We start from the raw sequence: 25,912 nt of genomic DNA on the forward strand, positions 1-25,912 counted from the left end.
ACAATGTTGGATATAATTCCAAAGGTGTAACTATATGATATAATAACGTGAAAGAAGAATTTTGTATTTAGGCGGAGGGGAAAATGAAGGAGAATGTAATAAAAATAGAATTAAAAGGTAGAGAAGTAGAAATATCTATATTTTATAGTTTTTGTTCATATAAGATATATCAGAAAATATTAAGTGAAACGAATGATTATAAAGAAGCTTTTTTTAATAGCATATATGAAATGATTTCTATTAATAAAGATAGCATTGAGGTTGATGATTTTAGGATTGAAGATGTGAAAGAGATAAAAGTAGAATATTTAGATATGATAGCAGAATATATTATTAATTCATCAGGACTTAGAGAGGAATTGAATGAAAATGGTGAATTTAACAATGGTGATTGTTTTAGAAAAATATATCTGATGAATAAAAAATTAGTTATAAATAATAGCACAAACCTATCAGAACGTGGGATATATTCGCAAACCGAATGTGCTGTAAATATATGTTCTCAATACTTAAATAGAGTAAATAAGTTTGAGGATTTAGTAAGTCCAGGAATGAAGTCTTTGATGGGATTATCTTCACAAATGGGAAAAATAATCAATCCGATTAATGCTGTTACAAAACTATCATTGGTAGGTGTTCAAAGGGATATAAGGCAATTAGCAGTAACTTCAAATGCCCTTAGTAATAGAAGCTTAAGGCCGCTTAAACCAGTTTTGCAGTCAGGGTTATTAAACATTCAAAGAAATGATTCAAAGAATGTTTTGGGAATAGGGGTTGCACATGTTGAAAGTGTTGGCAAAATTTACTCTCAATACTTAAATAGGCAAAATAAGATTGGGGATTTAATAAGCCCAAGCATGAAGTCCTTGGTAGGACTATCTGGACAAATGGAAAAAACTATGACTCCGATAAATGCTGTCACAAAACTGTCATTATCAGGTGTTCAAAGTGATATAAGACAATTAGCAGTAACTTCAAATGCTCTTATTAATAGAAGTTTTGGCGGAATAACAACGCAATTACAGAAACAGTTAGGACCGCTTGGAGCAGGCTCGCAGTTAGGACTATTAAATATTCAAAAGAATATTCCAAAGGTTGGTTTAGAAATAGGATTTGCTTCACAGGTCTTGAAATCACAAAATATTAGATACGATAAGATAATATCTAATATAAGTAGCACCAAAGAAGCGTTAATGAGCAGTAATATAGAGAGTATAAGGTCTGCTTTATTGGGGTCGCAGGTTGGTACCAGATTATTAGAAAGTCAATTAAAAGGAGTAAAAGAATCTTTAAGTTTAGTAACAAAATTTGATTATAGTGATAAATTAATATCTTTTGACAGTTTAAATAAGAGTATGATAAATGCGATTAGGCCTTTTATCACAGATTTTAATTCTCTAATATTATCACGCAATAATATTAGAGAAAGTATAAAAAGCAAAGCAATGTCATTGAATAATTTTGATTGGTGGCTTATATCATCGTTACCAATAATAAAAATCAATGAAATATATAGGAATAAAGAAAGTTTAAACATAGATGAAGTTGATAATATAATATGTGACTATTATAGTGATAATAATTTCAAAGAATTAGATAAGGTTACTGAGAAATGGGTAGATTTAGATTATTTTAACAATAGAATAGATATATTAAAGGAATCAATTGAAGTGCATAAGTTAGAAAAATATAGATTAACAGTTCCAACTTTAGTTCCTTTAATAGAAGGTGTTATAAGAGATTTTATGTTAGATAAATATAAAATATTGAATGAGAGTTTTAGCCCAACATATAAAATATTTAAAAGTAAGGTTAATGAATTAAGTAACTTTATTGTAAATTATGTTGTTATTTGTATAGATAAGCTATATTGCAGATTTAATCCTACCAAGCCGAATGAAGTTAGTGATTTTAGTAGGCACAAAATTTCACATGGGTTAGCCATAGAATATGGCTCAGAAGCAAACTCTTTAAAAGTAATATTATTTTTAGATGAAATATTTGAAATAATATCCTCTATTCAGGAAATGAAATTAATTGAGGTAAGTTAGGGGTATAAAAAGATATAGTGGAAGAAACATAATATAGGATAAAGTTACACATTAAAAAACAATAATTTTAATATAATTAAAATTATGAAATCCTTATTTGAAAGGAAGTATAGCACTTCTTATGAGTAAAAGATGAAAGTGGGTAAATGAGATGGTAGAGGGTTTTGAACCAATAATACATGAAAACTGTGAGATATTAATTTTAGGTACTATGCCAGGTGCGGAATCTCTAATACATCAAGAGTATTATGGAAATAGGCAGAATCAGTTTTGGAAGATAGTATTCTCATTATTTGGGGAAGAGATGATTGAAAGCTATGATGACAAGATGGATTTTTTATTAAAGAATCATATTGCTATTTACGATGTGCTAAAAAGTTGTGACAGAGTAGACAGTAGTGATTCTAACATTAAAAATCCAGTAGCAAATGATTTTAAGTCGCTATTTATTAAGTATCCTAACTTAAAAAGCATTTATTTTAATGGTAAAAAGGCAGAAGCTCTCTATAAAAAGTTAGTAGTTAAGAATGTAAATAAAGATGATTTAAATCTATTCAATTTACCATCCACAAGTCCTGCTAATGCAGTGAAATTAGAGGCTAAAGCAAATGAATGGAGACGAATACTGTTACCACTTAAGGGGTGGATTAACACCGATATTTTAATCATCAATGCTTGTGTGGGTGGATATGGTGGTGCATCCTATCAAGTAGATATAGATATACTTAATAGGGTAGCCAATTATAAATATATGGAATTTGGTTGTGAATTGACAGTTGAAAAAAAGATAAAACTTTTGCAAGATAAATTAATAGTGTTTATATCTGGATTAGAAAAGAATAAAGTATTTAAATGGAAAAACTCTTATGAACCTTTACATCCAGTTTGTGATGGGACAAGTTGGAGTGTACAAATGGTTACAAAGGAAAAGAACTATATTTTTGAAGGAAACAATGAATATCCTAAAGAATGGAGTAAATTTTGTAGGGACATAAGTTTATTAATTAGCGAAAAATTTTGTTAAAATATTATTTAAAATAAAACCAGTGGGATAAAAAATTAAAGGGTTCATTTTGAGGTGCAAACAGAACTAAACTTAACAAATTAACAAGCATTAAAGACTATGCTTTCACATAGTCTTCTTTTGTTGATATAATTATGTATCTGCACTATTTATTTAACTTTTCTTATACATAATATCACTGCTAATCAATAATATTCTGCTCAATACCATTAGCAAGATGAAGCCTAATGTAACACCTAAAACACTTCCTATTATATTCGTAATAAGATAAAGTTCATAGTGATTTAATGCAATTTTATATTGATAAAATGATATTAATACAAATGGAATAAACGACATAAATATGATATTTCGAACTTTTCTCATTTTGCTGAATAATATTGGGACAAAGTAACCTAATGGTAAGGATAAAAAAGTTGTCGCTATAAATGTGATTAGTAGATTGATAATAATAATATGATCAACTGGCATATTAAATGTACTTACTGGAGTATAAAAATCTACATAGTTAGGCGATGACGATGTCATTCCTATGCCTATTGGAGTAAAAAAACATAATATAAAACTTAACAAAGATAAAAACACACCTATTACTATCAATGGTACTCTTCGATAATTTAACATGGCATTAGCTATATTTTTTTTCAATTCTTTATCTTTTCCAAAACTTTCAATAGCTTTTTTAATAGCTTCATCCTCTACAAAACCACTATTAACATATTCTTGTTTAAGCATTTCCAAATGGTCATTAAATTCTTCAGTTATTTCGTCCTTTTGTTTCCTGCTTATTTTTAAGTCGTTTATTATTGAGTATATATAAGAATCGAACTGGTACATATTAATCCCTCCTTGCAAGATTTTATTAAATCGCTTAAAATATTCCATTGATTTAGTTTTTCGATTAATTCTTTTTTTCCATTTTCAGTAATTGTATAGTATTTACGTCTCCCGCCTGATTCTAAAGTTACCCAGTAAGATTTTATAAAGCTCTTTTTCTCCATTCTCTGAAGAGCAGGATATAAGGTACCTTCCCCCATACTGTATAAATCATTACTCTTTTCCTTTAACATTTTAGCAATTTCGTAACCATATAAGTCTTTCTTTTCGATAAGTGATAGAAGAAGAATTTCGGTACTTCCCTTCATTAATTCCTTATCCATATTTATCACCATCTTCCACTATATTGAATTTGATATTTTCAGTATACCACTATGCACATCGTAATACAATGTATATTAAAAGTTTATTTTTTATTAATAACCCCTTATTTTTATTGTTAATATTGATGTAATTTTACAAAAAATTTTTAATTTTATTAGAGTAATAGCATAAGTGTTTTTTTATTAAGAAAAAGCTTTTGCACCTCAAAGCGGAACCCGTTCATAAAAAATCTTACTGGTTTTTGTTATGTTTAATGCTTTATTAAAGGTTTTAAATAGCATATTATGATAATAATAAATTGAAAGGATGATGCAGTAATGTCATAGAAAGAACTTTTAATATAAAGAAAAGTATCTAAGTGACTACAGAGAAATGATATTTTAATAATAGATGTTTAAGTTTTGAAAATGAATTGATAAGTGGAGATATTGTAGTCTATTATAATCAGCTTAAAAAAGTATCAGAAATAAATGATTGGGTTTATTAGTAGGATTGGAAGGTGAATTCATAATGTATAAAAAATTAAGGTTATTAATATTATTGCTAATTTTTATAATTGTAGCCAGTAATACGAAACAAGCTTATGCGACATCACTTCCTGAAAGCTACAAACTTATAGAAGTAATTGAAAAGGACACTACAGGAAATAAGATTAATGACAAAATTAAAATCCTTGCAGATGAAAGAAATCAAGGTTACGTTGTTGAAATAGTACAACATAATGGAAAAGTATATAGGCTTAAACCCAATGTAAAAAATTATGGGTTTATAGCTCCTTATACTCCATTCTGGAAGTTAAATATGATAGTTGCGGATGTGAACAATGATAATATACCAGAAATAATAACCTGGGGAAGTGTGACACATGAAAATGATATATATTTTTATCAATGGAATGGTTCAGAATACAAAATAATATTTAGTGGATTTTATACGGGGTTTAGGTTCGAGGATATAACAGGAGATACGATACCAGAGGTAGTAATTGATAATAGTCTATATGGGTCGGGGTATGAACAAATATACTATCAATGGCAAGATAATCAGTACAAAAAGATTTATTATGAATTAGATGCAGGTATGGGGTTTGATAAAATAAAGATTTTGTTGAGTATGCTAAATAGTCAATCTCCAAAGGATCTTAGTACAACTGAAGTAAAATATTTAGATGCTATTTTCACAAGAGAATGGATTGCTGATAAACGCAATATTGAATTCTTGAATCATTTAAAATTAAATATATTATCAGCTCAGATAATAGAATATATTGATGATAAAGCAGAGTACAATAGCAAAATTACTACTAATGATGCAATTGCGGTTAAGTGGAGAATTAAGGTGCTAATTTTTAAAATAAATGGTACGACAATATTTCCAGAAGAAAAAACAATTGAAGTAAAAACAAAGCTTGTAAATATTGATGATAAAGAATATAAAATTGATGATATTAAAATTCAATAGCGTTCACTAATTCTATGTAAAATTAAATTAAATGAAGACCATGGCTAATGTGATTATTAGTCATGGTCTTTTCACGTTAGTAGATATTATATATAACTAAAATAACAAATAAGACTATTAAAAATTTAAAAATAAGTTTATAAAGTTGATAATTGTGACTTTTAAGTTGACATCTTAAAACAAATAGGATATTATGTTAATTATAGGGGGTGAATTTAATGGAAAACATAGAAAGAATAAACATAACAAGAGATGAATTGATAGAAAAGGTGTCTAAAACCTTTATTGATTTGAGGAAAGAGTCAAAACTAAGACAAGAAGATATGGCTAATATATTAGGAATATCTAAAAATACAATTGTTAATGTAGAGAACAGTGGTAAACATTATAACTGGTCAGTCGTAATGTGTATTGTATTATTATTTTCATCAACTTCCGCTATTAAAAACATTTTAGGCGAAGGCATTGCTATAGAGACAATAATGCAATGTGCATTTCTTGAAAATAATAAAGAAGATAATTCTAATAAAATGTTGTATGAACATTCATTGACTAATACAATAAGTACTACTGTTAAATTAGCTTCTTCATTAATACCACTTGCTTTAGGCGGAGGAGTATTAATAAAAAACTTTATAGATATATTAAATGATAAAAAGTGAAGATGAATTAGGTCTCATTAATAATTTCTATAAAGTATGAAATTTTAAGTGGTTATATTGGTTAGAGAAACAAGAAGTGATTATAAACTTAGGTTCATTTGAAAAGAAGTATGAGTTACCTTTTGGTACAGTCTGTAATAGAAATTTAACAGTTTGTATGAGAAGTGATAAAAAAATAGGAACAATGCGAAAAGATTTCTAAAAATAAGGGGTTAAATGTACAATGGCTAAGAATAAACTGGAAAATATTATATCATTAGAAGAACATAAAAGGAAAAAGGAGATTTATAATCAAGATGAATCATATATTGATGAGGTTGTTGAACAAGTTGTTGAGGAACAAGAAGAGCATATAGATGAACTAATAAAAAAAATATTAACCAAAAATAAAAAGAGATAAGGGGGAAATTATTATGGCAATACCAAAGAAAGTTATTGAAGTAGGAGCAAAGACAGTAGGTGAAATTGCAAGAAAGGCATATGGAGCAGGTTTTGGGAAGGGATTTGTTCAGGGTGCTAACTTTGTTGGAAAGCAGATTGGACATATAGGAGGGAAAATGATTAAAGCAACAATGAAAAATGGATTACCTAACAAAGAACTAAGGTCAGTAGGTTCAAATCTACTAAATATTTGTAAAAAAATCAAACATCTTTAATCATGTTTTTGCATTAGTAGTATAGCAAAACAAAGCTAATAAGACTGCCAAGTTAACGTCTTCATTAATACCTATTGCGTTAGGGGTATGAGCATTTATAAAATGAATTATGGATATATGGGATGATAAAAAGTAATATAAGGGGGTGAATAAAGTGATAAGAAAAACAAGAAGTGATTGTACTGTTGGAACATTTGAAAAGAAACATGGGTTACCTGAAGGTACAATCCGCAATGAAAATGGTAGAGATACAAGAAGTGATAAAACGATAGGAAAAATACGGCAAGAAGTAAAGAAATAGATTGGGGGTAAAAAATTATGGATAAAAGTAAAATTATACAAGTTGTATGCAATGGTACAAAAATAATCGCAGGAGCTATATGTTGGGCTATATTGGGAAGAGTTGCAGATGAAATAGCAGATGTTGTAGTAGAGAAGGGGAAGCAAGTAGCTCAAAAAACATTTGCTTAATTAAAAAGTAATGATTAAAGAGTGTAAAAAATAGTTGGATTTTAAACAGCAGTTGTGATTTTATCTCGTTGTGAAAATAATAAATTCAAATATAAGAAAATAATGTTGATATAAAAATCAATGCTATTTTAAATAATTTCATAATTTATTTGATACGAAATAAAAACACCGTAAATTCAGTTAGTTATGAATATTACGTTGTTTTATGGATTACTCGGTTTAAGTAGTTGTGACGCTTTATAAGAACATTACGAATTACCTCAACGATAAATTGAAATTTGCATTGCTACTTCTTTATAAGAATATTTAATCCACATTCTATCTATTATTCCATCTTTTTTTCTGCTCCAACCATGAAACAAAGATATCTTTTATAAGGACTGAAGCAAAAAAGAAAAATTGATTCGCAAGTTCTAATGAAAGTCGTTCAAACTCTTGCTTATCCTCATCTCTATTATTTCGACTTATAAACATTGTAATGTTATTTTTCTCTTGTGCTTTAGTAATACTATGAAAACTATCTGAAGAAAAATGGACAAAACCACAGACTTTCTGATATAAGTCATACACTGGTAAGTTTAGATAAGACCCCAACTTCTCGCAGAGATGCTTATCTGTAAGTTTATGGTTGTTCATATCTGTCAGCCTACTTATTCTTATATTATCTATAAGAATAGCCTTACAAAAATCCCCACTATCACTAACCATCGTAGTTGCGAATGACCTCATTGTACAATCCATTTGAACTCTCGTTAGGGTAGCAAGAACTGTAAGATTTCTTTTATCCAACGCAAACAGAAAAGACTCTATCAACTTGATTGATTTATCAATAACTGACATAAAAAATAAATCTTCCATGTATAGGCCTTTAATTTCTATAAGATATGAATTTGCTACTTTATCCAAATTGTTAATTTTCACTCGCAATTCATCTTCATTTTTTATAAATTGATATTTAAACTTACTCATATTATTATCTCCACAAATTATAATTTGTCTACTACACATTTTTTTACCAGTCGGACGTAACTTTTAAGTGAATTATGCCACTAAATACTATTTTACATACCTATAAACGTGACCATATGGGGTACCATACGCTACCCCATATGGTCACGTTACTGAAATCACAAATATTCATTTACATGTTCCTGGTCATAATCTTCCTCACCGTTCATCATATTAATTGCTTGACCAAGTCCTATATTTGAATGAGTATCTGATATTGCACAATCTGCACATATCGCACCTAAAACAAACTGTTCATCGTAATCAATCTCACCACCAAATTCTTCATTATATTCTTCTCTTGCATTTGATACATTAAATCTTTTTCCACACTCGCCACATTTCGCCATATTATCACCTCCTATGGAAATTATTATTTGTTAGATATTATCTTTACTTTGTCTTTTATAAAAATCTCGACTTAAACATATAAAAATTATAACATATTTCATATATATTTACATTAATTTGTTTAAATCTTATACAAAAATCTTTCACAATATCAATTACTCTTATAGTGTGTATTTAAGTATTTAAAACATTGATTTTATTGCCTCTAACTCATTATCCTAATTTGAAACATTTCACATCAAGAGATATAAAATTAACGTTATTTTTTACTTTAAAGTATTTAAACCAGAGAGTTTTATACAACCAGTCTATTATTGGACTATATAAATTATATGTATATCTTCAAAATTTATATTGACATCAGTTACATTTAATTGTACAATCATAACACATTTAGATATAGCTAAATGGAAAAAATATATAATATAAGCAATTGGCATATAGCTGGTTTGCTTAAGAAGTTTTAAAGGTAAGTAGATGATTTTGTCTACTTAACAATTCTAAGATACGCTCACAATAAGTGGGCACATTTTTAAGAATTGTTTTACCAAAACTTTTTAAGTAAGCCAGTTTTTGTTTTTTGAAAAATTAATAAGAGTCAACTTCCTGCGACTTAAGTGGCATTATTGGAATTTGAAAGTTTATAAATAATAGAATTAATTACAAAACATATAGGAAACTAATAAATTTAAAATAAGAGGAGAGATAATATATGGGAAATATAATTAAAATAAATAGTAAATATGCAGATATAGAATTAAATTATGAAAATATCGTTGAAACACATAAAACCTACTATAAGTATTCAAAAAAGGATGGGAAACTAATAAGCAATTTTATTATTAAGTTGAAAGAATTAATTCGAGCAGATGATAATTTGCTATTAAAATGTGAAATTGAGCGTGAGTATATTCAAAATACGGACATAACATTTAACATGATAGATTTTCTTAATTCGAGTAATTTTAAAAAAACATTAGCTTTAAACGATATTAGACTAATATTTACTGGTAATACTGAAGATTTGAACAATATTAAGGGGATTTTATTTCAAAGACTGTATAAGAAAACATCAGGTGTTAGTTATACTGGAGTATTTAATAATAACGGTGAGTATATTTTTGTTGGAAATGATAGTAGTATAAATAAATTGGGAAAGGTCATAAATGATGTAACCTACATTGGAAATAGTGAAATACAATCATCAATTACAAACGTACTACCAATATCAAAGGGTGAGTTAAAGAGAATATCAAAATATATCTTTAATTTTAATGAATTAGGAAACACTGCAACGGTCTTTGGCTTTTCTTCAAGCTGTTTCTTGAGAGAAAAACTGTACTTAGATAATGGAACAAAAAGTCCACATTTAATAATTTGTGGGGAAGCAGGATCAGGTAAATCAGAGACCCTTGAAAGTATTATAATGGAAGTTTTCAGCATGAATCAAAAAATGAGTGCTGACCAATGTACCAGATTTGTAAATGTTAACTATGCTGGTGGGAGTAATACTTTTCCATTTATAATCGAGGAGTACAAGCCTTCAAGATTGAGTAAAATGAGAAGAGATGAAATATCAGCTCTACTGAGAAATGCATATGATAGAACACCTGGATTTAGGGGAAATGCCCAGTAAGGTTTAAACAAATACAATGTTGTCACACCGATAATTCTTGTAGGAGAAATGGCGATTGAAGAAAGTGCTGGAGTAGAAAGAAGTATTTTAATGTACTTTTCAAAACAAAAAATTAGTAGAAAAGAAAATAAAAAAAGCTTTATATATTTAAAGAAGAATAAAGAAATAATTAATAAGTTAGGTAGAGGGTTGCTTGAACAAGCGTTAAATATGGACTCTCGTGTTCTAATAAATAGTTATGAGGAATTAAATGAGGAATATAGCTGTTTACCAAATAGGGTAAGGAATTCTGCTGTTACCTGTATGTTAGGTATACAGCTTATTAGGGACTTATTTGAAGCAAGAGGATTAAATTTTGAGAATTGTACGGGCTATGACTTTAATACACTAAAAGAGGCAATAAAAGAAAATATTGTGGACACCGTACTTGAAGGGAATTCCGAAGTAAAAGGAATAATAGAAAAGAGCATGGATGTTTTAAACGACATGGTAGAGACTGGAGAATTAATTAAAGGGGTAGACTATCAAGTTATTAATTCGGGTACAGAACTGGCATTAAATGTTAAGAAGCTATACCCCAAATTACTAAAATATATAACAAGCCATAATTTAAAAGAAAATGATAAATTGACTCAAAACGAGTTCACAAAACAATTAAAATATAAAGAATACTACATTGAATATAAGACGATAAGATTTGTGCAAAAGCATGAAATAAAAAATGGTAGAGCATTTGTTTTTGATATATCAAAATTAAAAACAAAGGCATGCATAGAGAATTTTTGCTCTTAGGTTATTAACGCCTTTTTAGTTAGGCGTTAATAATAAATAACAATATATTTTTTAAGATGTGTAAGAAATATTGATTGTAATAAAAACTGTAATAATTTATTTTATGATATGGTTGTTATAAATTAGTTATTTTAGTTATTATGAAGCTGATTTACAGCAATCTGAATCAACATATATAAATATTAATCTGAAGTAAGGACTTTTAAACAACTAAAATAACTAAAATAACTAAAATAACTAAAATATTGATAGGTATTAAAAAAATTAGTTGTGATTTAAATATTAATAATGAGAATTTTAGGAAAGTAAATCATTTGGTAATACTAAGTGATTTACTTTCTATTTTTTTGGTTAATAGCAATTATAAAAATATGTCCAAGTGTATATCATATATAAACAAAGAAAATGAAAGGAGTTATTTAATATAACTAATTTAGAAAGGAAGGATGATTAAAATGGAAAACACAGAAGAATCATTTGGTATGCTAATCAAAAAACTGAGAAAAGAGAGAAATTTGAGTTTGAAAGATTTATCCATGATTACAACGCTCAGTGACAGCTATATTTCGAGGATAGAAAATTTCGAGAGAAAAAACCCTTCAATTAATTCAATCAATTGTTTAAAACATGCTTTGAATATTGATATCAAATTAATTGAGAAACTATTTCCTTGCCAAGATCAAGAGGATAAGGAAGATGACAAGACAGAGGATAAAATAGAAGATTTGATATTAAACAATAGTTATCTTTTCTGCAATAAAGTAGCGGGTATCGAAGTTATGTTTGCACTAAGGGAACTGGTTAAGGAAGTTGAGAAATATTCAATGAAAGATATTTGTAATAGAGAAGATGAATCTAACATATTACAATTAGTGGATAATCTTAAAAAAGTGTCAATGGAAATATAAATTAAAAAGGTAGAATAATTTTTACTCCCATATTTTTTATATGGGAGTTATTTTAATATGGAGGGGATATTGTGAGCATTGATGGGAGCAGACCTGAGTATTTATATTCAATATATTTAAAGAAGAATCCAGGGGAATTATCAAGTAAAATTGGATCAATGTTAAATGAAGATGATATTATGCTGGAGCGAGTGTATAAAAATGTTAGGTATAGAAGAAAGGTAGATATAAGTGCAATTGATGGGAAAGGAAGAAGGGTATTTTGCGAAATACAATTATCGAAAGCTGATATGAGACACCACTTGCAAGTAGTAGAATTAATGGATTTAGCAAGTGAACATCACCAAACGGTTATAATATGGATATCATTTTCTTTAGAAAATGAGTATATTAACGAGTTAATTCATTTATTAGCTATTCATAATAAGAAAAACATTGAATTAATATTTTTAGGTTTAAATGAAAAAGTTAAGGAACTACTTACTGAAATAAATATATGTGACCAATATGATCAAATAGAATTGTTAAGTCATCTTAATAACATTGGAGAGCATTTTATATCAACTAAAGGCATAAAAAATTATAACAATAACATATTGATTAATACAAAGGATTTTAGCCTAAATGAAAATTTCTCATATAAGCAGAAAATTTTAATAAAAGTTATAAAAAGATTACGTGAAGACAGCATAGAATATGGAAATGTGTATCAATATAAAGATGTCACTGGAAATTTTTTTGGATTAGGAAGTGGGTATGGAGGGATGGATTTTAAAATCAATATAGATAAGAAGAATTGTATCGGAATTAGATTGTTGTTTAGTAATGTGAAGAGTAAGAAGGTTTACTATTACTTAAAACAAGATATGGAGAAAATAAATAATGAATTTGACTACATTTTAACATGGAATGATGAATATCAGCAGTTGAGCACCTTTCTTCCATTAGGGTGTTTTAGTGATAAAAACAAAATGATTTTAATTTTTTCAAGAATAGTAAAAAAATACTTGTATGGCTTTGACAAATATTTAAAGAAAGGATTAAATGCAATAATGAATAGTAATTCTTACTAAAATAATGGACACAGTGAAGTATAAGAGCGAAGATGATTATATAAATATTGAGTAGAGAAACTTTATTATGAGAGGTCCGTAGTCCTATTTTGCTTGCTGTAAGTTAATTAAGTTTAACAAGCTTAAAATCTTTCTAAAACCTCAAAAATAAGCTTCTTTACGCTATATTATACTTGTAGAAAAGATGGTTATTGTTTATTTATATAAATAACAATTCTAAAAATAAATCAAAAATGCGTTCTGGTAATTATCAGGGGGCATTTTGTTTTTTTGTTGATGTTGTGTTGTCAAAATTATACCTTGAAGGGATGTGAAAAAAAAGCGAAACATTAGCTATAATGCTTACTTATTTAAATGTTAGTATCAAAGCTTGAAGTGATTGGGATTAGTAGGAGATTGAAACTTCTACAGTATTAATTATGTGATCCTTAATGCTAAGAATGACTGCCAGATTACCATCTAATATTCTAAGAGGTGCTTTAGATGTAATTAAAATATGATCTCTTTCTAACTTGTGGTATACGGTATTTTCATTGAGTCTGAATTCTGGCAACACATCAGCTATAGCGGTAAGCACTTTAGTTAATACCCCATAATAAGTCGTACGATCGATATTATATATACTTGTGTTTGCAAATTCCTGTGTGAGTATGTATTGTAGCTTTTCTAATAGTGTCTGATCCATATATGGTTACTCCTTATACTTTTAATTTATTTCCTAATATAATTATATTGCTTAAATAAGATGATTGGAACCTTTTGGAGGTTCTACCATGTTCGAGTCTTTTGAATAAAAGTAAAATTATAGAATAATGCAAAAGATGGATTAAGGCAAAAGTAGATTACTAACTAAATTAGTGTGCAGAGGCATGGAGGAAAATATTAGAGACAATAAGGATAATAGAATTAAGGAATATATAAAAAGTAACATAATGTATAAGGGAATCTATTTAAAGGTTCAAAGAAAATAAATTTAAATTTAGGAGGTTAAGCGATGGAAGAATCCTATTGCTAATTAAAAAAGTGAAGCCTTAGCTTAACAATTATTGTGTTTTGAAGAACATATTAATTATTAGACATAAGGCTTTTATTTTAAAAGATATGAATGTAATTGTGTATATTAATGAATAAATATAAGGAGAATTTATAATGAACATCTTAAATTGTCAGAACATTCACAACTACCCCCGAATCATAATCCTATATACACGTAAAAAGATCCACATTTTATTTTTATAATATTTAAGAGCACGTATATAAAACAATTTAAAGTTAAGCATATTTACAAATAAGTTTATGTACTTAAAGCAAAAATGGGTTATAGATATATAAATTATAATTTATATTGGTACAACCATGTATTATTTATATATAATAGCTCTAAAAGTGATTTAATTGACGTTTAAACCTACAATGTGTATTAGAGTATAATTATCATCAAAGTATATATTGGATGGCGCCTGCATGCCAAATGGTGCATATTATGATGAGGGTGTATATATGTATATAGTATTATTGAATTATAGAGTAAATATATTGGGTAGTACAACTACTTTTGTTATAAGGGTTATTATAAACGCATATACTCACAGCCAGTGTTGTAGTGCAAGGGATTCAAGATGTGGAGTTATGTAATTTAGTGGTAGGAAGTAATATTTTATTGAAAGCCCTATTCAGCTTAACACTGTTGGAGTGGATTACATATTTCGGTGGAATCATATATTTTTTAACTTGTTTAATATATTTGTATAAAGACTCTAACTATGCAACATCTTAAATATTAGGGTTTTAACAAAAAGGTAATTTAGTTTAGTAAATATTATTTTGATAATTTATATATATAAGTATTTTATGCATAGTTATGCAATATGATAACGAAATCAGTCATTTCAATTATCTAAAATTGTAATAAGTTATATTAATAATAGCAAAATGAATTAAAAAAATACGAAGGTTAACCAACAAATGTAAGTTTAACGACAACTAATGTAAATTATTAAACAACTAATGTAAATAGAGAAACACAATATGCTATTGAGCATACCTTTATTTATAATTAAAAATACATTAGGTACGAACCTTATACAAATTGATTCAAATAAGTAATGAGTATGATAATAATAAATTCGTATTATTATGTATAGGATTTAAAGAGCTTATGCTCTTTATTGTTTTTTTGTAAAGGAATATTTGAAAACCACCTCATTTAACTTTGGACTTCATTTGAACTGCATAATTTATGATATTTATAAATAATCCACACCTGCAAATATAGAAAATTAACCCTATCAACTATGTAAATATAATTTTGATTATAAGATCATTAATCGAAAATTGAACAAGGAATTAATTAATAAAAATAAGTTGCCTGCTTTGTTGTATATATCTTTTTTTATATACTGCTTTTTATTTTTTGTATATATAATTCCATAATGCAAAGTTGAGGTTAACACTATGGAAAATTATATATAAATCAAAAATTTAATGAGTAGGTCATTAGTCAAAAATTGCCTAAGCAATTAAATAATAAAATGAGTGAACGTCGTTGTAGCATATATTTTTATGTATATAATGATTTTAATTTTTATAGATATGTAAATTAGTAGTATATAAAAGTTTTACTTTACTTAAGATTATTTATATCAAAAATTGATTAAGCAGTTCAATAATACTAAGCAAAATCAAATGAGAAATCAGTTTCTGTATTATAATTATGTTTTTTATATATATCATCTCTTATCTTTTGTAAAAATATAAACTTATAATAAATAGCAAATTTAATAATTGGTTGAAAACTGTAGTTTAGTATAATTTATTTTATATAAAGAACTGCGTAAGCAGTTCCATTAGTTTAAGCATTAAATGAGTTATCATCATCTTCTTAATAAAGATATTATTGTTAAATATAAAGCTAAAAATGAGGTATTCTTATGAATACCCTTAAAATAATAAGATTTCCTTAAAAGTCTAAAAGTACCACTATATAAAATAAAGCGTTAGCTTTATCAATTAAAAGGAAATAGTAGTACTCAAACCATATAGAACCTCCAAAGTATATGAACATAGAGTTTATTATTTTATAATTTAGGTATAGGGAGCTTACATTCCAATGGTTATCTTTTCTTATAATAATGCTAACGCATAATATTATTCTGAAATAGAAAATATTGAAGTTTGTATTAAGGTAACTAAAAACTAATTATGTATAGTAGTCAGACCCCTAAAAATTAAAATATACATTGGAGGAAGTAAATGGATTTAAGACAAGTGATATTTAGACTGAGCAATGATAAATTACATGCAGTAGATATAAACGATGATGAAAAAATACAGGAAGCTAAGAATAAGCTTTACGCTATAAAAAGACAGAATATACAAAGGGCGAAAGCATATATAGCTCCCGAAAATTCTTACAAGAAATACCTAAAAGAACACATGGATTATATAAAATCGAAGGTAGCATTAAATACTTCTGTAAAAACAACAGAGGAAGCAGTCAGTCTTTTAGTGGGCAAAGTTGACATGAGAGTGCTGTTTGGAATTAATGGTCAATATGCAGAAATATTTGAAAGCGAAGTATTTTTAAAGCAAGAATATTGTGAGGGCTTAGAGAATACCAGGGAAGAAGCAGAATGTGCAATGAGCAATATTATTAACTCCAAGGATGGATTTGTAAATATTGATTATTCCGTGGAAGAGAATATAGCATTAAAAATGTGGATATATAAAGTAGCAATTTATAAAGAAAAATTAAACGGATATACCCTATTTGACACTGCAACTAATAAGCAACTATATTTTCTAAAAACTAATGAAGATTCTAATGATTATAGTTATAGTACTTATTATGATTTGATAGAATTATATGAAATAATAAGCGGTACTTGTGCTAACAGGTATTCTGCAATTAAGGAATTGTGTAAATTATTGAATATAATAAATGAGTATGAGATAGCCCAAGAAAACAAGTATGAAAATAATTTAAAGTTATTACAGGGTGATTACTTAATTAATAATGGGTATTTGATACTTTACAATTGCTTGAAATACCATATCCGCTTACTTGAAGTTATTAATAGTGAGGGTAGGGAACATATTAACTACTCTTCTAATAACTATCGGGGAGAGAATATCGTCTCTTTTTCTAATGAATATATTGGTAGTAAAGCAGGTATTAGTAAAAAGGGAACTTCGAATCCAAAGATAAACCTTTTCTGTGCATTCGGATTGCTGATAAAAATCCCATTCGAGAAGTTGCCTAAATGGAAAAGATTTAAGACGATTGGCTATAACAAAGAGGAAAATTCTTATATAATACCGACTTATACAAAAGAGGTATTAGAGGAAGTGGAGAGACGAATTATTAAGCTGAGTGAGGCTAAAATTAAACCTACTAAACTAAGTGGGGAAAAATGCATGGAAACCTTTGGAGAGGAAGTTTACAGGAGTGTATACGGGAATTACTATAAGATTGGTGCGTAATAATATTAGGGTAAAGAAATATAGTGTATATTCTTATAGGGTACGGTATATGCATAGTAAATATTGACAATGATTAATAGCAGTGCTAATAATATGATAATTTTTAAGGGAAGCCATTTTGGGCTTCCCTTAATTCGTATTTTATGAAAAGTACGTCACTAACTCTATATAAAAAAAGTGTCGCTATAATTAAATAATGAGGCACTTATTTATAATTCTACATACAATTATTTAACTCTAACTTTTGTAATTAACCATGCTTGATATGATTTCCTGCAATTAGGTCTAAAATCCAGCAGATGTACCTGCATCGACAATTTGTTTCTTTTCCACGCTACTCCATGAATAGATTTTTGTTTTAGAAGTATCGTTTTTAAAAACAATAAATACTTGATAAGGAAGTACCCCACCTTTCATTGGGTCATAACGTACTTGTATTTTTTTTATTTCATTTTCAGTATACCCATCTTTAGATAATTTCCAAATAGTTGCATTTAATATTTCTTCTCTCTCAATTTGGTCTCCTAAAAAATATAATTTGCCTCCTAAAAACAAACTACAACAAATTGATATACTAAAAATTATAATCATTAAATATTTTTTCATTACATTATCTCCTTTAATTATAATTGTCTATCATTATGGATTAATTACCTATATTTTCTATACTACTATAATCAAAGTGTATTAATAAGATAACTAAAAGTATTAAGTTAACACCACTAAAACTATATTGTATGGAAATGAAATGCATTATTTTATTATAGGGTGAAAAATGGGCTTGTCCTGAAACAAGACCATTTTGACCATTATATAAATTATAGATATTACAAGTTAAACTGTGAGCTACAGTGCCATTAAGAAAAGCATAGCAATTGACCCTAATGCGATAATCAAAGGAATACTGGAAATTAGCATTAACCATTTCTTCTTTGTTGCTATTCCACCAATAAGCATTAATATTCCAATAATAAGTGTTATTATTATGCTTTGAAATGTCATACGACTTCACTCCTTTAATAAATTATTATATTAGTAAATAATTGTATTTATAATCTTTATTTTACCAATGAATCAGCACTAAAAAATAGTGCTAATTTATACTTGATTCGTCTAAAATTACTAATGCCTACTAACTAAAGAATTGATTTAGTATGTCTTTTATAAAAGTTGCGAACTTTTAAACAATTTTAATTTAAGTAAATTTAAATATATTCCCCATTACCGTAATAATAATTATTACTATACATAAGCCAAGAGTAATAACAATTGTTGAAATACCTCTTAAAAGTAATTTCCAATTGGTTGATGCAGATAGCCCAATTAATCCAAAAATAAAAGTTATAAATGATATTGTTAATACAATATATAGTGGGTGCGTATGCAATAAGTTAGTTACAGTATCTAATGTTTCTTTGGAAGATACTGATACAAAAAATAGTGCAATACAAATTAATGAAAATATAAATGACCAAAAATTGATTTTTAATTTCATACAGTCCCCCTTAAATATTTATAAGTATATTTTTACAGATTGTTTAATGTACAAAGTTTTACTGTTGCGATACAAAGTCATTATTTAATTATACCAATATTACTTTAATTTGGATATAAAAAATATAAATATTAAAATAACTATATGTTAATTATAGTCTGGTAGACAGTTAATCCCCTTCTCCGTTCAAACATAACAACCATAAATATTTTCTTGATATGTGGAAGTATATTACATGTATTCATATAATTCCAATAACTTAATAAAAAATTATCCAGTAATACTTTAGACTTCGCAAGAAGTTTTTTTTAGTGGGCAAGAATATTAAGAATCTGCATATTGCTGTACTCCAGGGGTCAAAGCAGTGTCCGACCGTTTAGCTCTATATTGTGGGTTGCATTTATAACATAATGGATATAGGGAGCTGATGCAAATGATAAATACAACAATTGATGAATTAGTGGGCGATATGAATAGAAGGTGCTACACGATTTATATAAATAAACTAATGAAGAATTTTAATAAATATAAAAGCCAAAGAGAACTACTAATTGTGATGTTTAGAAAAGCATATAATATTGAATTTGATGAGTTAGATAATTATTCGGATCTGAAAGATAGCTTGGGGAAAATAGCAGATGGTTATCCTGGATTGGTTAACATTGTTAAACAATTAAAGAGTAGATTGACAATTAAAGGGTTAAAAATAGGGCATAATGCTACAAGAAATGACCTATTTATAGTTGCTCAACTTTATGTTACTGTATTAAAAAAATATGAAGCTTATTCTAATTTATATAAGCAATTACAGATGAAACCTAATTTAGAAGAGGAAATAAGCGTAAAAAAGCGATTAAAGTTTGCAATTATTACATCAAAGAAAGATGAAAAAAACATAATTACATTACAGAATCCTACATTCAACGCACTGAATATTGAAGAGATTAAGGAGATATTAGGATTTGAAGACCACATTGAGTGCAAAACTGATGAAGAACTAATGGGGTTCATTAATAAAAATGAAAGGGTCTTTAGAGATGGCTTTTCTTCAAATTATTTAATAAAAGGAAATGTTATATACTACAATATTTTTCAAACCGAAATAGGTTTATAAAGGAGATCAAAAAATGCAAAAGATAAGATTTACTGTGGTTGCAATTAAACATGAAGATATAACAAATGACATCTGTAGAGCAAGTGTTAGGATAAAGGACGGTAATAAGGAAAGAATTGCTAATATTACTTATAAATACTCTAAATTGGATCAAAACAAAGAATATGAGGCTGTGGTTAGTGAAGAACTTAGAGACAAATCTTTCGGAGTTAGAGAAATAGCAGGGGTTCATAATGTAGCTACTTTTGCTAAAGAGTCTCTCATTGTTGATAAAAAAGTTAGTGAGGAAGTCTGTAAGAATATTATAGAAATAGTGGGGGAGCGATCCTTAGACATACTAATAAATGATATTGAACCTTTAATTGATTTAGATATAATGACCAAAGATGAGTCGAAATATATTTCAGCAAAAGCTAAAAAACATGCTGAGCTAATAAGGGTAAGAGAATACTGCAAATCCCATTGTATCGAGCCAACAACAGCAGACAAGATATATGACAGGTTAGGGGGAGATGCTATAGAGAAAATACAGGATAATCCTTACATGCTGTTAAGGTATGAAGTTAATTTAAGTACTGTAGATAAATTAGCCAATAATTTAGGATTTGATTATAATGACGAGAAACGAGTGAAATGTGGTGCTTTGGAATACTTAAAATACAGCTCTGATACTTATGGTCATGTATTTATAATACAAGAGGAGTTAATAGAAAACTTAAATGAGTACATGAATAAGTACGGGGGCTATTTAGGGAAGTTTACTATAAATAAAGATCTGATTATTGGAGCTATTGGTGAGTTGGAAAGAGATGAAGAAATTATTATATATGTAAATGTGGAAAATAAGAAGTGTGTATATCTAAAAGAGTTGTATGAATGTGAGTTTGGAATTGCAGAAATTATCTCAGGGATGATGTTGGAAAAAGTGGAAGTAAGTAAGGATATTACAAATAAGATAGATAACTTTGTTAGAAGTTATTCAGATGGAAACTTTAAATTAACAAAGGAGCAAGGGGAAGCAGTAAAAAATGCTATTACAGAGAGAATATCAATTTTACATGGATTCCCAGGGACAGGGAAAACTCAAAGTTTAACAGCTATAATACAGTGTATCAGGAGCATGTACATAGAATCCAAGATCGAGGTGGTAGCATTTACGGGAAAAGCTTGTAGTCGAATTAAAGAGATAATGCCAGAAGATATTGAACCAAAAACTATCCATAGGTTATTGGGGTTAGGAACAAATAAGAAAATTTTTGCAACTGCGATTGATGTAGATTTTTTGATTATAGATGAAGCAACATTGATAGATGCAAAATTATTTCACAATTTACTCAAATGTTGCATTAAAGAGAATACAAAAGTAGTGATTATAGGAGATCTGGATCAAATATCTATGGGCGTAGGAAAAATACTTTATGACTTGATTGGTTGTAATAAAATTAAAAAGGTGAAATTAACTAAGATATTTAGACAGGGGGAAGGCTCAGTTATTTTAAATAATATTCAGAAAATGACTAAGGGAATTGGATTTCAAGTGAATAAGGGACTAAAAATCAAAAAAGGAGAATTTGAATTCATAGAGATAAAAGGAGAAAGTGACTTCCAAAATAAAGTAGAGGGAATTATAAGTTCATTAATTAATGAAGGCGAATCCTTAATGAATATACAAATTCTAAGCCCTATAAAGGACGGAAAAGTCGGAACTAAGAAAATAAGCAAAATGATTCAAGAAAAGTTCAATTATAATTCCAGAAGGATGATCTATGATTTAGTCGTTGGTGATAAGGTTATGCAAAATGTTAATGATTCTAAGCGTCAAGTGTTTAATGGTGAGTCTGGTTTAATTGTAAGAAATGTGGATGACGGAATTAACAACAGAGTAGTAGTAAGATTTAGTAATAATAAGGTTGTAGAATATGCAGGTGATGTGATCAAGGATATAGAAAGCTCTTACTCAATAACTGTACATAAAAGTCAAGGAAGCCAATTTCCTATTGTAATACTTCCTGTTTTTAAAGAACATAGAATGAACTTAAACCTTTTATATACTGCATGTAGCAGGGCAGAGAGACAAGTTATTTTGATAGGGAATAAGGAAGCATTTGAGTCAGCGATAAAGACACCACAATTAATTAAGGACTCAAATCTGACAGAGCTGATAGAGGTTAGGATTAAGGATAGGCTTGGTAGAACGGCATAAGATAAGATTATCAGGTAAAACATATTACAAAGCAAAAGAGGAGACAGAACATATGAATAAATACGGAAAGATCTATTATGAGGATTTTAGAAAGAAATTTGCTTATGCAAAAACTCTTACATTAGTGGTAAAGATAAATGCACTTGTAGGAAGCCTCAATAATAGCAAGAATATGGTGATACAAAAGAAGGCTATAAAAATTGCTACAGAAACTGCACAAGCTGTTGGGAGTATATTATCTATGGAAAGAAGAGACTTTCATTATAAGGTAGCCATTCGATGCACTTATGAGGTTATGAAGGCTGTAGAAGATATGACTACAAATAATGAAGCCAAATATAGAAATGGTAAAGAAATTTTACACAATGCAGAGGAAATAATTAAGCTATTAAGAACTTATAGAAAAAATTTAAGACTAAAGGAGAGTGAGCTAATGAAAACTGTAGATTCTGGAGATAAATTAGATATAAAGAATATAGAAAAGGAATTAGATAGAATAAAAGATTTTAGGGATTTGAATGCCTATAAAATAATAATGGACTTCTTTAAGATATTATATCCCATACTTGCTAAGCTACCAGAATTTGAGCAAAACTCAGTATTTTCTCAAACACAAAGGTCCTCGGAGAGTATAATTTCTAACATGGCAGAGGGTAATGGACGTGGGGCACTCGGGTATACAAAAGTAGAAGCAAATTTCTACTCTATAAGTTTTGGATCTTGTACAGAGACACAATGTTGGTTGGATGTATTAAAGCTAAAGGGGTATATAGATGAGCAGGAGCATAATCAATTAGATAATATTCTGGAGCAGATAAAAAAGCTACTAATTTCTTATATAAAAAGACTTACAGTAGAAGTTGCATGATGGTGGGATAGCCATTTTTTTGTTTTAAATTATAGATATAACATTAGACTGATTAATTTATAAAAGTGCTGTACAATCTTTTGAAATAGTAGTTAGGATAAAATGAGAACATAAATATGGGAAGACAACAACATGGTATTCATTATGTATATGGTTATTAAAGCAACATTATCAATTGGGTCATTTAATGCTAATATTACAGAATAGAGGCATTCTTATTATGAAAGATGTATAAATCAATGTACTTAGTTGATAAATAGACAATAAGTAAGTTTTAGTTTATTTTAAATTTAGATTGATATTGCTTAGACATCCCCAAAGAACAATAGCATTTACAAAATATTGAAACATTTCATTGTCAAAAGTTTATTTATAAATAATTTATTGACAATATGACATGGGAATGATAAAATTTCAAGTACAAAGGAGTGGGTATTACAATGAAAAATGATTATATTGAGGATGTTAATAATGAAAGTTTATCCTTCGGATCGATACTTAAGAGGGAACGTAAAAAATTAGGCAAGACTCTTAAAGAAATCGAGAAGGAGCTAACAGTAGAGGTTGAAGAATTAGAAGATGGAGTTTTAGTTAAAAAAGATAAAGCATTAGTGACGGCCTCCTATATGAATCGTATAGAAAATGGCAATCGGGAAGGTGTGTCATTCTCTATTGCATGTATCCTAATAGAAAAATTCAACTTAGATTTTAATGAAGTTTTAAAGAGTTTTGGTCATGAAAATATTTTAAATGGTAATTCAAGACAAAGCAGTATTGAATCAATGATACGCATAAACGATATAGATATTTCAAAGAAAATAGAAAACAGCAATGAAAAGCAATTATTAAGTAGTACCGAAAAAGAAATACTAATTAGACTGTTAAATGATGTTAATGAATTCGCTACAGTAAATGAAGAGAATACAATGTATGTACTTAAAAAGATAATTGAGGAATTGGATGATTACAGGAAGAGTGTAAGGAAGTTAAAATAAAATATTGGTTGATAAGATACAACCTAATAAGGTGTGTCTTTTTTTTATGCAATTTGTTGACAATATAATATTTTTTAAAAATAAGTTGACAACCGGCAAAAATGTGCATATAATAAAGTCATGGTCAATAAATAAAAAGCAAATTGACAATATGCAATAAAATTAATTGGAGGTGATGTATATTAATAAATCAAAGGAATTTTAAATCGCATAGCAATGGGGTAGATGAAATGCTTGGGATAACATTGGAGTGTTACCCAAGATGCAAATTAAAATGTCTAAACAAATTACAAAACAAATTTTAAATAATATCAAATTTGATGTTGAAATAATTAAAGAAATAGTTCGGCAGAATTAAAATAATCCAGGTAAATTTAATGCTAAAGGAGTGGAGTTCAATGAAAACAACAAAAGAATTTATTGAAAATATAAGGGACAAGGTAATAACGATGGAAATGGTTGAGATGGCAGTTTATTCATTAAATAAAAGGGCTAAAAATTGTAGGGATAATAAGAATAAATATTATGATAAGGGAAAGCAAAGTAACTACAAGCGTTATTTTGACACTGTAGATAAGTACAAAGCTAAAGAACGAGAGTATTATAGCCTAAAGGATTTTCTTCTAAAGAAACTACTTAAACCAACCTGTATACATATGGAAAATCTCATTTATGAAAATGAGATATGTTATTACAGTTACGATGACCAATATGAGGAAATGGTGAAGAAGGCTATATACTGCGGAAGTTATTTTGATGAAGATAGAATGGAAATGGTGGATTTTATAGATGTAATTGAAGATGAAGAAATCAGTAATTATTATCTATTTTATGAAACTAATAATTATTCATTCCATATTCCCATTAATATAAGTGAAGCTAATAAGATGGTCGCAGAAAATAATATCAAAATAATTGAAATTGAGAACTTAGTTACAAAAGGAAAAGAAATAAATGATCTCATATCAGTTCAATTTATAAATAAAATTATTGAATTAATTAAAAGCGAAGATTACCAAGTTGGTTTATAAATAGTAGAAATATAATTTGAACGGAACTTAGAGAATAAAGACAATAATGGTCGAGTGCGATCTCTGAATTTACGGGTAAAAAAATAAATACTAAGGAGATGTTTCTAATGGAAAATACAAATGATAGTAAATTCGACGATGATTTTAATTGTGAAGGGGGTATAATCTGGGGGAAAAGCACACCTTCTTCTTTAATAAACAAGAAAAAGTATGATGTTTCTAATGAAGAGGAAGAAGATGAAATCTATTATGAACCTTATTTTGATAGTGAACAGGAAATACCAGATGGTTATGAGTGGGAATCGTACACGGAGATCCACTAAGAAGTGAATACAGTATAATTAATGAATCAAAAATATTTAATATATTAAAATACTAAAGTTCTTGATATCTCTATAATATAAGCGTTCAGAATATTCAGAACGGGATGATTGAATAAGATATTAGAAATGTAAGATTAAGGAGAAGTT

At 28.0% G+C, this 25,912-nt stretch carries 29 protein-coding genes; 21 read left to right on the forward strand and 8 right to left on the reverse strand.

Annotation, left to right across the window (positions count from 1 at the left end; translation table 11 throughout):
- Positions 1–83: 83 nt before the first annotated feature.
- The gene (locus LGK97_RS13855; RefSeq protein ID WP_226260347.1) at positions 84–2,051 is read left to right on the forward strand and encodes a hypothetical protein; all 1,968 of its coding nucleotides are present in this window, start codon (positions 84–86) and stop codon (positions 2,049–2,051) included.
- 151 nt (positions 2,052–2,202) lie between these two features.
- A complete protein-coding gene (locus LGK97_RS13860; protein WP_226260348.1) occupies positions 2,203–3,075 on the forward strand; it encodes a DNA-deoxyinosine glycosylase in 873 nt (290 codons plus the stop codon).
- Between the two features lie 153 nt (positions 3,076–3,228).
- Here the strand turns inward: LGK97_RS13860 and LGK97_RS13865 are convergent, their stop codons facing one another.
- Complete coding sequence (locus LGK97_RS13865) at positions 3,229–3,912, reverse strand: permease prefix domain 1-containing protein (RefSeq protein ID WP_226260349.1); 684 nt, start codon at positions 3,910–3,912, stop codon at positions 3,229–3,231.
- Positions 3,879–4,235 (reverse strand): PadR family transcriptional regulator, encoded by a 357-nt coding sequence (locus LGK97_RS13870; RefSeq protein ID WP_226260350.1) that lies wholly within the window; start codon positions 4,233–4,235, stop codon positions 3,879–3,881. Before LGK97_RS13870 ends, LGK97_RS13865 begins: the two co-directional genes overlap by 34 nt.
- Before the next feature lie 511 nt (positions 4,236–4,746).
- Here LGK97_RS13870 and LGK97_RS13875 point away from each other — a divergent pair.
- From LGK97_RS13875 to LGK97_RS13900, 7 genes are all read left to right on the forward strand, one after another.
- A complete protein-coding gene (locus tag LGK97_RS13875) occupies positions 4,747–5,697 on the forward strand; it encodes a hypothetical protein (protein WP_226260351.1) in 951 nt (316 codons plus the stop codon).
- Positions 5,698–5,915: 218 nt separating this feature from the next.
- Positions 5,916–6,359, forward strand: a complete 444-nt coding sequence (locus LGK97_RS13880; RefSeq protein WP_226260352.1) for a helix-turn-helix domain-containing protein — start codon at positions 5,916–5,918, stop codon at positions 6,357–6,359.
- Positions 6,360–6,435: 76 nt separating this feature from the next.
- The gene (locus LGK97_RS19825; protein ID WP_264175044.1) at positions 6,436–6,561 is read left to right on the forward strand and encodes a hypothetical protein; all 126 of its coding nucleotides are present in this window, start codon (positions 6,436–6,438) and stop codon (positions 6,559–6,561) included.
- A gap of 21 nt (positions 6,562–6,582) precedes the next feature.
- A complete protein-coding gene (locus tag LGK97_RS13885) occupies positions 6,583–6,759 on the forward strand; it encodes a hypothetical protein (protein WP_226260353.1) in 177 nt (58 codons plus the stop codon).
- Between the two features lie 13 nt (positions 6,760–6,772).
- Positions 6,773–7,015 carry a hypothetical protein gene (locus LGK97_RS13890; protein WP_226260354.1) on the forward strand — a complete coding sequence of 81 codons (243 nt, stop codon included), beginning with the start codon at positions 6,773–6,775 and terminating at the stop codon, positions 7,013–7,015.
- Between the two features lie 154 nt (positions 7,016–7,169).
- Positions 7,170–7,316: a hypothetical protein gene (locus LGK97_RS13895; RefSeq protein ID WP_226260355.1), complete on the forward strand. Its 147-nt coding sequence runs from the start codon at positions 7,170–7,172 to the stop codon at positions 7,314–7,316.
- Between the two features lie 17 nt (positions 7,317–7,333).
- On the forward strand, positions 7,334–7,486 hold the full coding sequence (locus tag LGK97_RS13900; protein WP_226260356.1) for a hypothetical protein: 153 nt from the start codon (positions 7,334–7,336) through the stop codon (positions 7,484–7,486).
- Between the two features lie 318 nt (positions 7,487–7,804).
- Here LGK97_RS13900 and LGK97_RS13905 read toward each other — a convergent pair whose 3' ends face one another.
- Positions 7,805–8,455 (reverse strand): hypothetical protein, encoded by a 651-nt coding sequence (locus LGK97_RS13905; protein ID WP_226260357.1) that lies wholly within the window; start codon positions 8,453–8,455, stop codon positions 7,805–7,807.
- 158 nt (positions 8,456–8,613) lie between these two features.
- The gene (locus tag LGK97_RS13910; RefSeq protein WP_226260358.1) at positions 8,614–8,844 is read right to left on the reverse strand and encodes a hypothetical protein; all 231 of its coding nucleotides are present in this window, start codon (positions 8,842–8,844) and stop codon (positions 8,614–8,616) included.
- A gap of 713 nt (positions 8,845–9,557) precedes the next feature.
- On the opposite strand from LGK97_RS13910, the gene LGK97_RS13915 reads away from it, so the two are divergent.
- The 4 genes from LGK97_RS13915 to LGK97_RS13930 all read left to right on the forward strand — a co-directional run bounded on the left by LGK97_RS13915 (position 9,558) and on the right by LGK97_RS13930 (position 13,254).
- On the forward strand, positions 9,558–10,481 hold the full coding sequence (locus LGK97_RS13915; protein ID WP_226260359.1) for an FtsK/SpoIIIE domain-containing protein: 924 nt from the start codon (positions 9,558–9,560) through the stop codon (positions 10,479–10,481).
- Positions 10,482–10,529: 48 nt separating this feature from the next.
- Positions 10,530–11,273 carry a hypothetical protein gene (locus LGK97_RS13920; RefSeq protein WP_226260360.1) on the forward strand — a complete coding sequence of 248 codons (744 nt, stop codon included), beginning with the start codon at positions 10,530–10,532 and terminating at the stop codon, positions 11,271–11,273.
- 455 nt (positions 11,274–11,728) lie between these two features.
- Positions 11,729–12,181 carry a helix-turn-helix domain-containing protein gene (locus tag LGK97_RS13925; protein ID WP_226260361.1) on the forward strand — a complete coding sequence of 151 codons (453 nt, stop codon included), beginning with the start codon at positions 11,729–11,731 and terminating at the stop codon, positions 12,179–12,181.
- A 71-nt stretch (positions 12,182–12,252) separates the two neighbouring features.
- Positions 12,253–13,254 (forward strand): hypothetical protein, encoded by a 1,002-nt coding sequence (locus LGK97_RS13930; RefSeq protein ID WP_226260362.1) that lies wholly within the window; start codon positions 12,253–12,255, stop codon positions 13,252–13,254.
- A gap of 385 nt (positions 13,255–13,639) precedes the next feature.
- Here LGK97_RS13930 and LGK97_RS13935 read toward each other — a convergent pair whose 3' ends face one another.
- A complete protein-coding gene (locus LGK97_RS13935) occupies positions 13,640–13,939 on the reverse strand; it encodes a hypothetical protein (protein ID WP_226260363.1) in 300 nt (99 codons plus the stop codon).
- A gap of 779 nt (positions 13,940–14,718) precedes the next feature.
- Between LGK97_RS13935 and LGK97_RS13940 the strand changes: the two genes are divergently transcribed.
- Both LGK97_RS13940 and LGK97_RS13945 read left to right on the forward strand, forming a co-directional pair.
- A complete protein-coding gene (locus LGK97_RS13940; RefSeq protein WP_226260364.1) occupies positions 14,719–14,889 on the forward strand; it encodes a hypothetical protein in 171 nt (56 codons plus the stop codon).
- Between the two features lie 1,617 nt (positions 14,890–16,506).
- Positions 16,507–17,736: a hypothetical protein gene (locus tag LGK97_RS13945; protein WP_226260365.1), complete on the forward strand. Its 1,230-nt coding sequence runs from the start codon at positions 16,507–16,509 to the stop codon at positions 17,734–17,736.
- Between the two features lie 285 nt (positions 17,737–18,021).
- Here LGK97_RS13945 and LGK97_RS13950 read toward each other — a convergent pair whose 3' ends face one another.
- The 3 genes from LGK97_RS13950 to LGK97_RS13960 form a co-directional block, all read right to left on the reverse strand.
- Positions 18,022–18,342 (reverse strand): DUF3139 domain-containing protein, encoded by a 321-nt coding sequence (locus tag LGK97_RS13950; protein ID WP_226260366.1) that lies wholly within the window; start codon positions 18,340–18,342, stop codon positions 18,022–18,024.
- A gap of 240 nt (positions 18,343–18,582) precedes the next feature.
- Positions 18,583–18,738: a hypothetical protein gene (locus tag LGK97_RS13955; RefSeq protein WP_226260367.1), complete on the reverse strand. Its 156-nt coding sequence runs from the start codon at positions 18,736–18,738 to the stop codon at positions 18,583–18,585.
- A gap of 193 nt (positions 18,739–18,931) precedes the next feature.
- Positions 18,932–19,231: a hypothetical protein gene (locus LGK97_RS13960; RefSeq protein ID WP_226260368.1), complete on the reverse strand. Its 300-nt coding sequence runs from the start codon at positions 19,229–19,231 to the stop codon at positions 18,932–18,934.
- A gap of 433 nt (positions 19,232–19,664) precedes the next feature.
- On the opposite strand from LGK97_RS13960, the gene LGK97_RS13965 reads away from it, so the two are divergent.
- From LGK97_RS13965 to LGK97_RS13990, 6 genes are all read left to right on the forward strand, one after another.
- Positions 19,665–20,345 carry a hypothetical protein gene (locus LGK97_RS13965; RefSeq protein WP_226260369.1) on the forward strand — a complete coding sequence of 227 codons (681 nt, stop codon included), beginning with the start codon at positions 19,665–19,667 and terminating at the stop codon, positions 20,343–20,345.
- Positions 20,346–20,358: 13 nt separating this feature from the next.
- Positions 20,359–22,548, forward strand: a complete 2,190-nt coding sequence (locus tag LGK97_RS13970; protein ID WP_226260370.1) for an AAA family ATPase — start codon at positions 20,359–20,361, stop codon at positions 22,546–22,548.
- Positions 22,549–22,600: 52 nt separating this feature from the next.
- Positions 22,601–23,416 (forward strand): four helix bundle protein, encoded by an 816-nt coding sequence (locus tag LGK97_RS13975; RefSeq protein ID WP_226260371.1) that lies wholly within the window; start codon positions 22,601–22,603, stop codon positions 23,414–23,416.
- A 440-nt stretch (positions 23,417–23,856) separates the two neighbouring features.
- The gene (locus LGK97_RS13980) at positions 23,857–24,411 is read left to right on the forward strand and encodes a hypothetical protein (protein ID WP_226260372.1); all 555 of its coding nucleotides are present in this window, start codon (positions 23,857–23,859) and stop codon (positions 24,409–24,411) included.
- 398 nt (positions 24,412–24,809) lie between these two features.
- A complete protein-coding gene (locus LGK97_RS13985; RefSeq protein ID WP_226260373.1) occupies positions 24,810–25,442 on the forward strand; it encodes a hypothetical protein in 633 nt (210 codons plus the stop codon).
- Between the two features lie 107 nt (positions 25,443–25,549).
- Positions 25,550–25,765, forward strand: a complete 216-nt coding sequence (locus LGK97_RS13990) for a hypothetical protein (RefSeq protein WP_226260374.1) — start codon at positions 25,550–25,552, stop codon at positions 25,763–25,765.
- Positions 25,766–25,912 lie beyond the last annotated feature (147 nt).

It is taken from the genome of Clostridium sp. CS001, assembly GCF_020443565.1.
Taxonomy (GTDB): domain Bacteria; phylum Bacillota; class Clostridia; order Clostridiales; family Clostridiaceae; genus Clostridium_AD.

Coding starts and splice junctions, on each gene's coding strand:
- LGK97_RS13855 (WP_226260347.1), top strand. CDS start 84: ATGAAGGAGAATGTAATAAAAATAGAATTAAAAGGTAGAGAAGTAGAA.
- LGK97_RS13860 (WP_226260348.1), top strand. CDS start 2,203: ATGGTAGAGGGTTTTGAACCAATAATACATGAAAACTGTGAGATATTA.
- LGK97_RS13865 (WP_226260349.1), bottom strand. CDS start 3,912: ATGTACCAGTTCGATTCTTATATATACTCAATAATAAACGACTTAAAA.
- LGK97_RS13870 (WP_226260350.1), bottom strand. CDS start 4,235: ATGGATAAGGAATTAATGAAGGGAAGTACCGAAATTCTTCTTCTATCA.
- LGK97_RS13875 (WP_226260351.1), top strand. CDS start 4,747: ATGTATAAAAAATTAAGGTTATTAATATTATTGCTAATTTTTATAATT.
- LGK97_RS13880 (WP_226260352.1), top strand. CDS start 5,916: ATGGAAAACATAGAAAGAATAAACATAACAAGAGATGAATTGATAGAA.
- LGK97_RS13885 (WP_226260353.1), top strand. CDS start 6,583: ATGGCTAAGAATAAACTGGAAAATATTATATCATTAGAAGAACATAAA.
- LGK97_RS13890 (WP_226260354.1), top strand. CDS start 6,773: ATGGCAATACCAAAGAAAGTTATTGAAGTAGGAGCAAAGACAGTAGGT.
- LGK97_RS13900 (WP_226260356.1), top strand. CDS start 7,334: ATGGATAAAAGTAAAATTATACAAGTTGTATGCAATGGTACAAAAATA.
- LGK97_RS13905 (WP_226260357.1), bottom strand. CDS start 8,455: ATGAGTAAGTTTAAATATCAATTTATAAAAAATGAAGATGAATTGCGA.
- LGK97_RS13910 (WP_226260358.1), bottom strand. CDS start 8,844: ATGGCGAAATGTGGCGAGTGTGGAAAAAGATTTAATGTATCAAATGCA.
- LGK97_RS13915 (WP_226260359.1), top strand. CDS start 9,558: ATGGGAAATATAATTAAAATAAATAGTAAATATGCAGATATAGAATTA.
- LGK97_RS13920 (WP_226260360.1), top strand. CDS start 10,530: ATGGCGATTGAAGAAAGTGCTGGAGTAGAAAGAAGTATTTTAATGTAC.
- LGK97_RS13925 (WP_226260361.1), top strand. CDS start 11,729: ATGGAAAACACAGAAGAATCATTTGGTATGCTAATCAAAAAACTGAGA.
- LGK97_RS13935 (WP_226260363.1), bottom strand. CDS start 13,939: ATGGATCAGACACTATTAGAAAAGCTACAATACATACTCACACAGGAA.
- LGK97_RS13940 (WP_226260364.1), top strand. CDS start 14,719: ATGCCAAATGGTGCATATTATGATGAGGGTGTATATATGTATATAGTA.
- LGK97_RS13945 (WP_226260365.1), top strand. CDS start 16,507: ATGGATTTAAGACAAGTGATATTTAGACTGAGCAATGATAAATTACAT.
- LGK97_RS13950 (WP_226260366.1), bottom strand. CDS start 18,342: ATGAAAAAATATTTAATGATTATAATTTTTAGTATATCAATTTGTTGT.
- LGK97_RS13955 (WP_226260367.1), bottom strand. CDS start 18,738: ATGACATTTCAAAGCATAATAATAACACTTATTATTGGAATATTAATG.
- LGK97_RS13960 (WP_226260368.1), bottom strand. CDS start 19,231: ATGAAATTAAAAATCAATTTTTGGTCATTTATATTTTCATTAATTTGT.
- LGK97_RS13965 (WP_226260369.1), top strand. CDS start 19,665: ATGATAAATACAACAATTGATGAATTAGTGGGCGATATGAATAGAAGG.
- LGK97_RS13970 (WP_226260370.1), top strand. CDS start 20,359: ATGCAAAAGATAAGATTTACTGTGGTTGCAATTAAACATGAAGATATA.
- LGK97_RS13975 (WP_226260371.1), top strand. CDS start 22,601: ATGAATAAATACGGAAAGATCTATTATGAGGATTTTAGAAAGAAATTT.
- LGK97_RS13980 (WP_226260372.1), top strand. CDS start 23,857: ATGAAAAATGATTATATTGAGGATGTTAATAATGAAAGTTTATCCTTC.
- LGK97_RS13985 (WP_226260373.1), top strand. CDS start 24,810: ATGAAAACAACAAAAGAATTTATTGAAAATATAAGGGACAAGGTAATA.
- LGK97_RS13990 (WP_226260374.1), top strand. CDS start 25,550: ATGGAAAATACAAATGATAGTAAATTCGACGATGATTTTAATTGTGAA.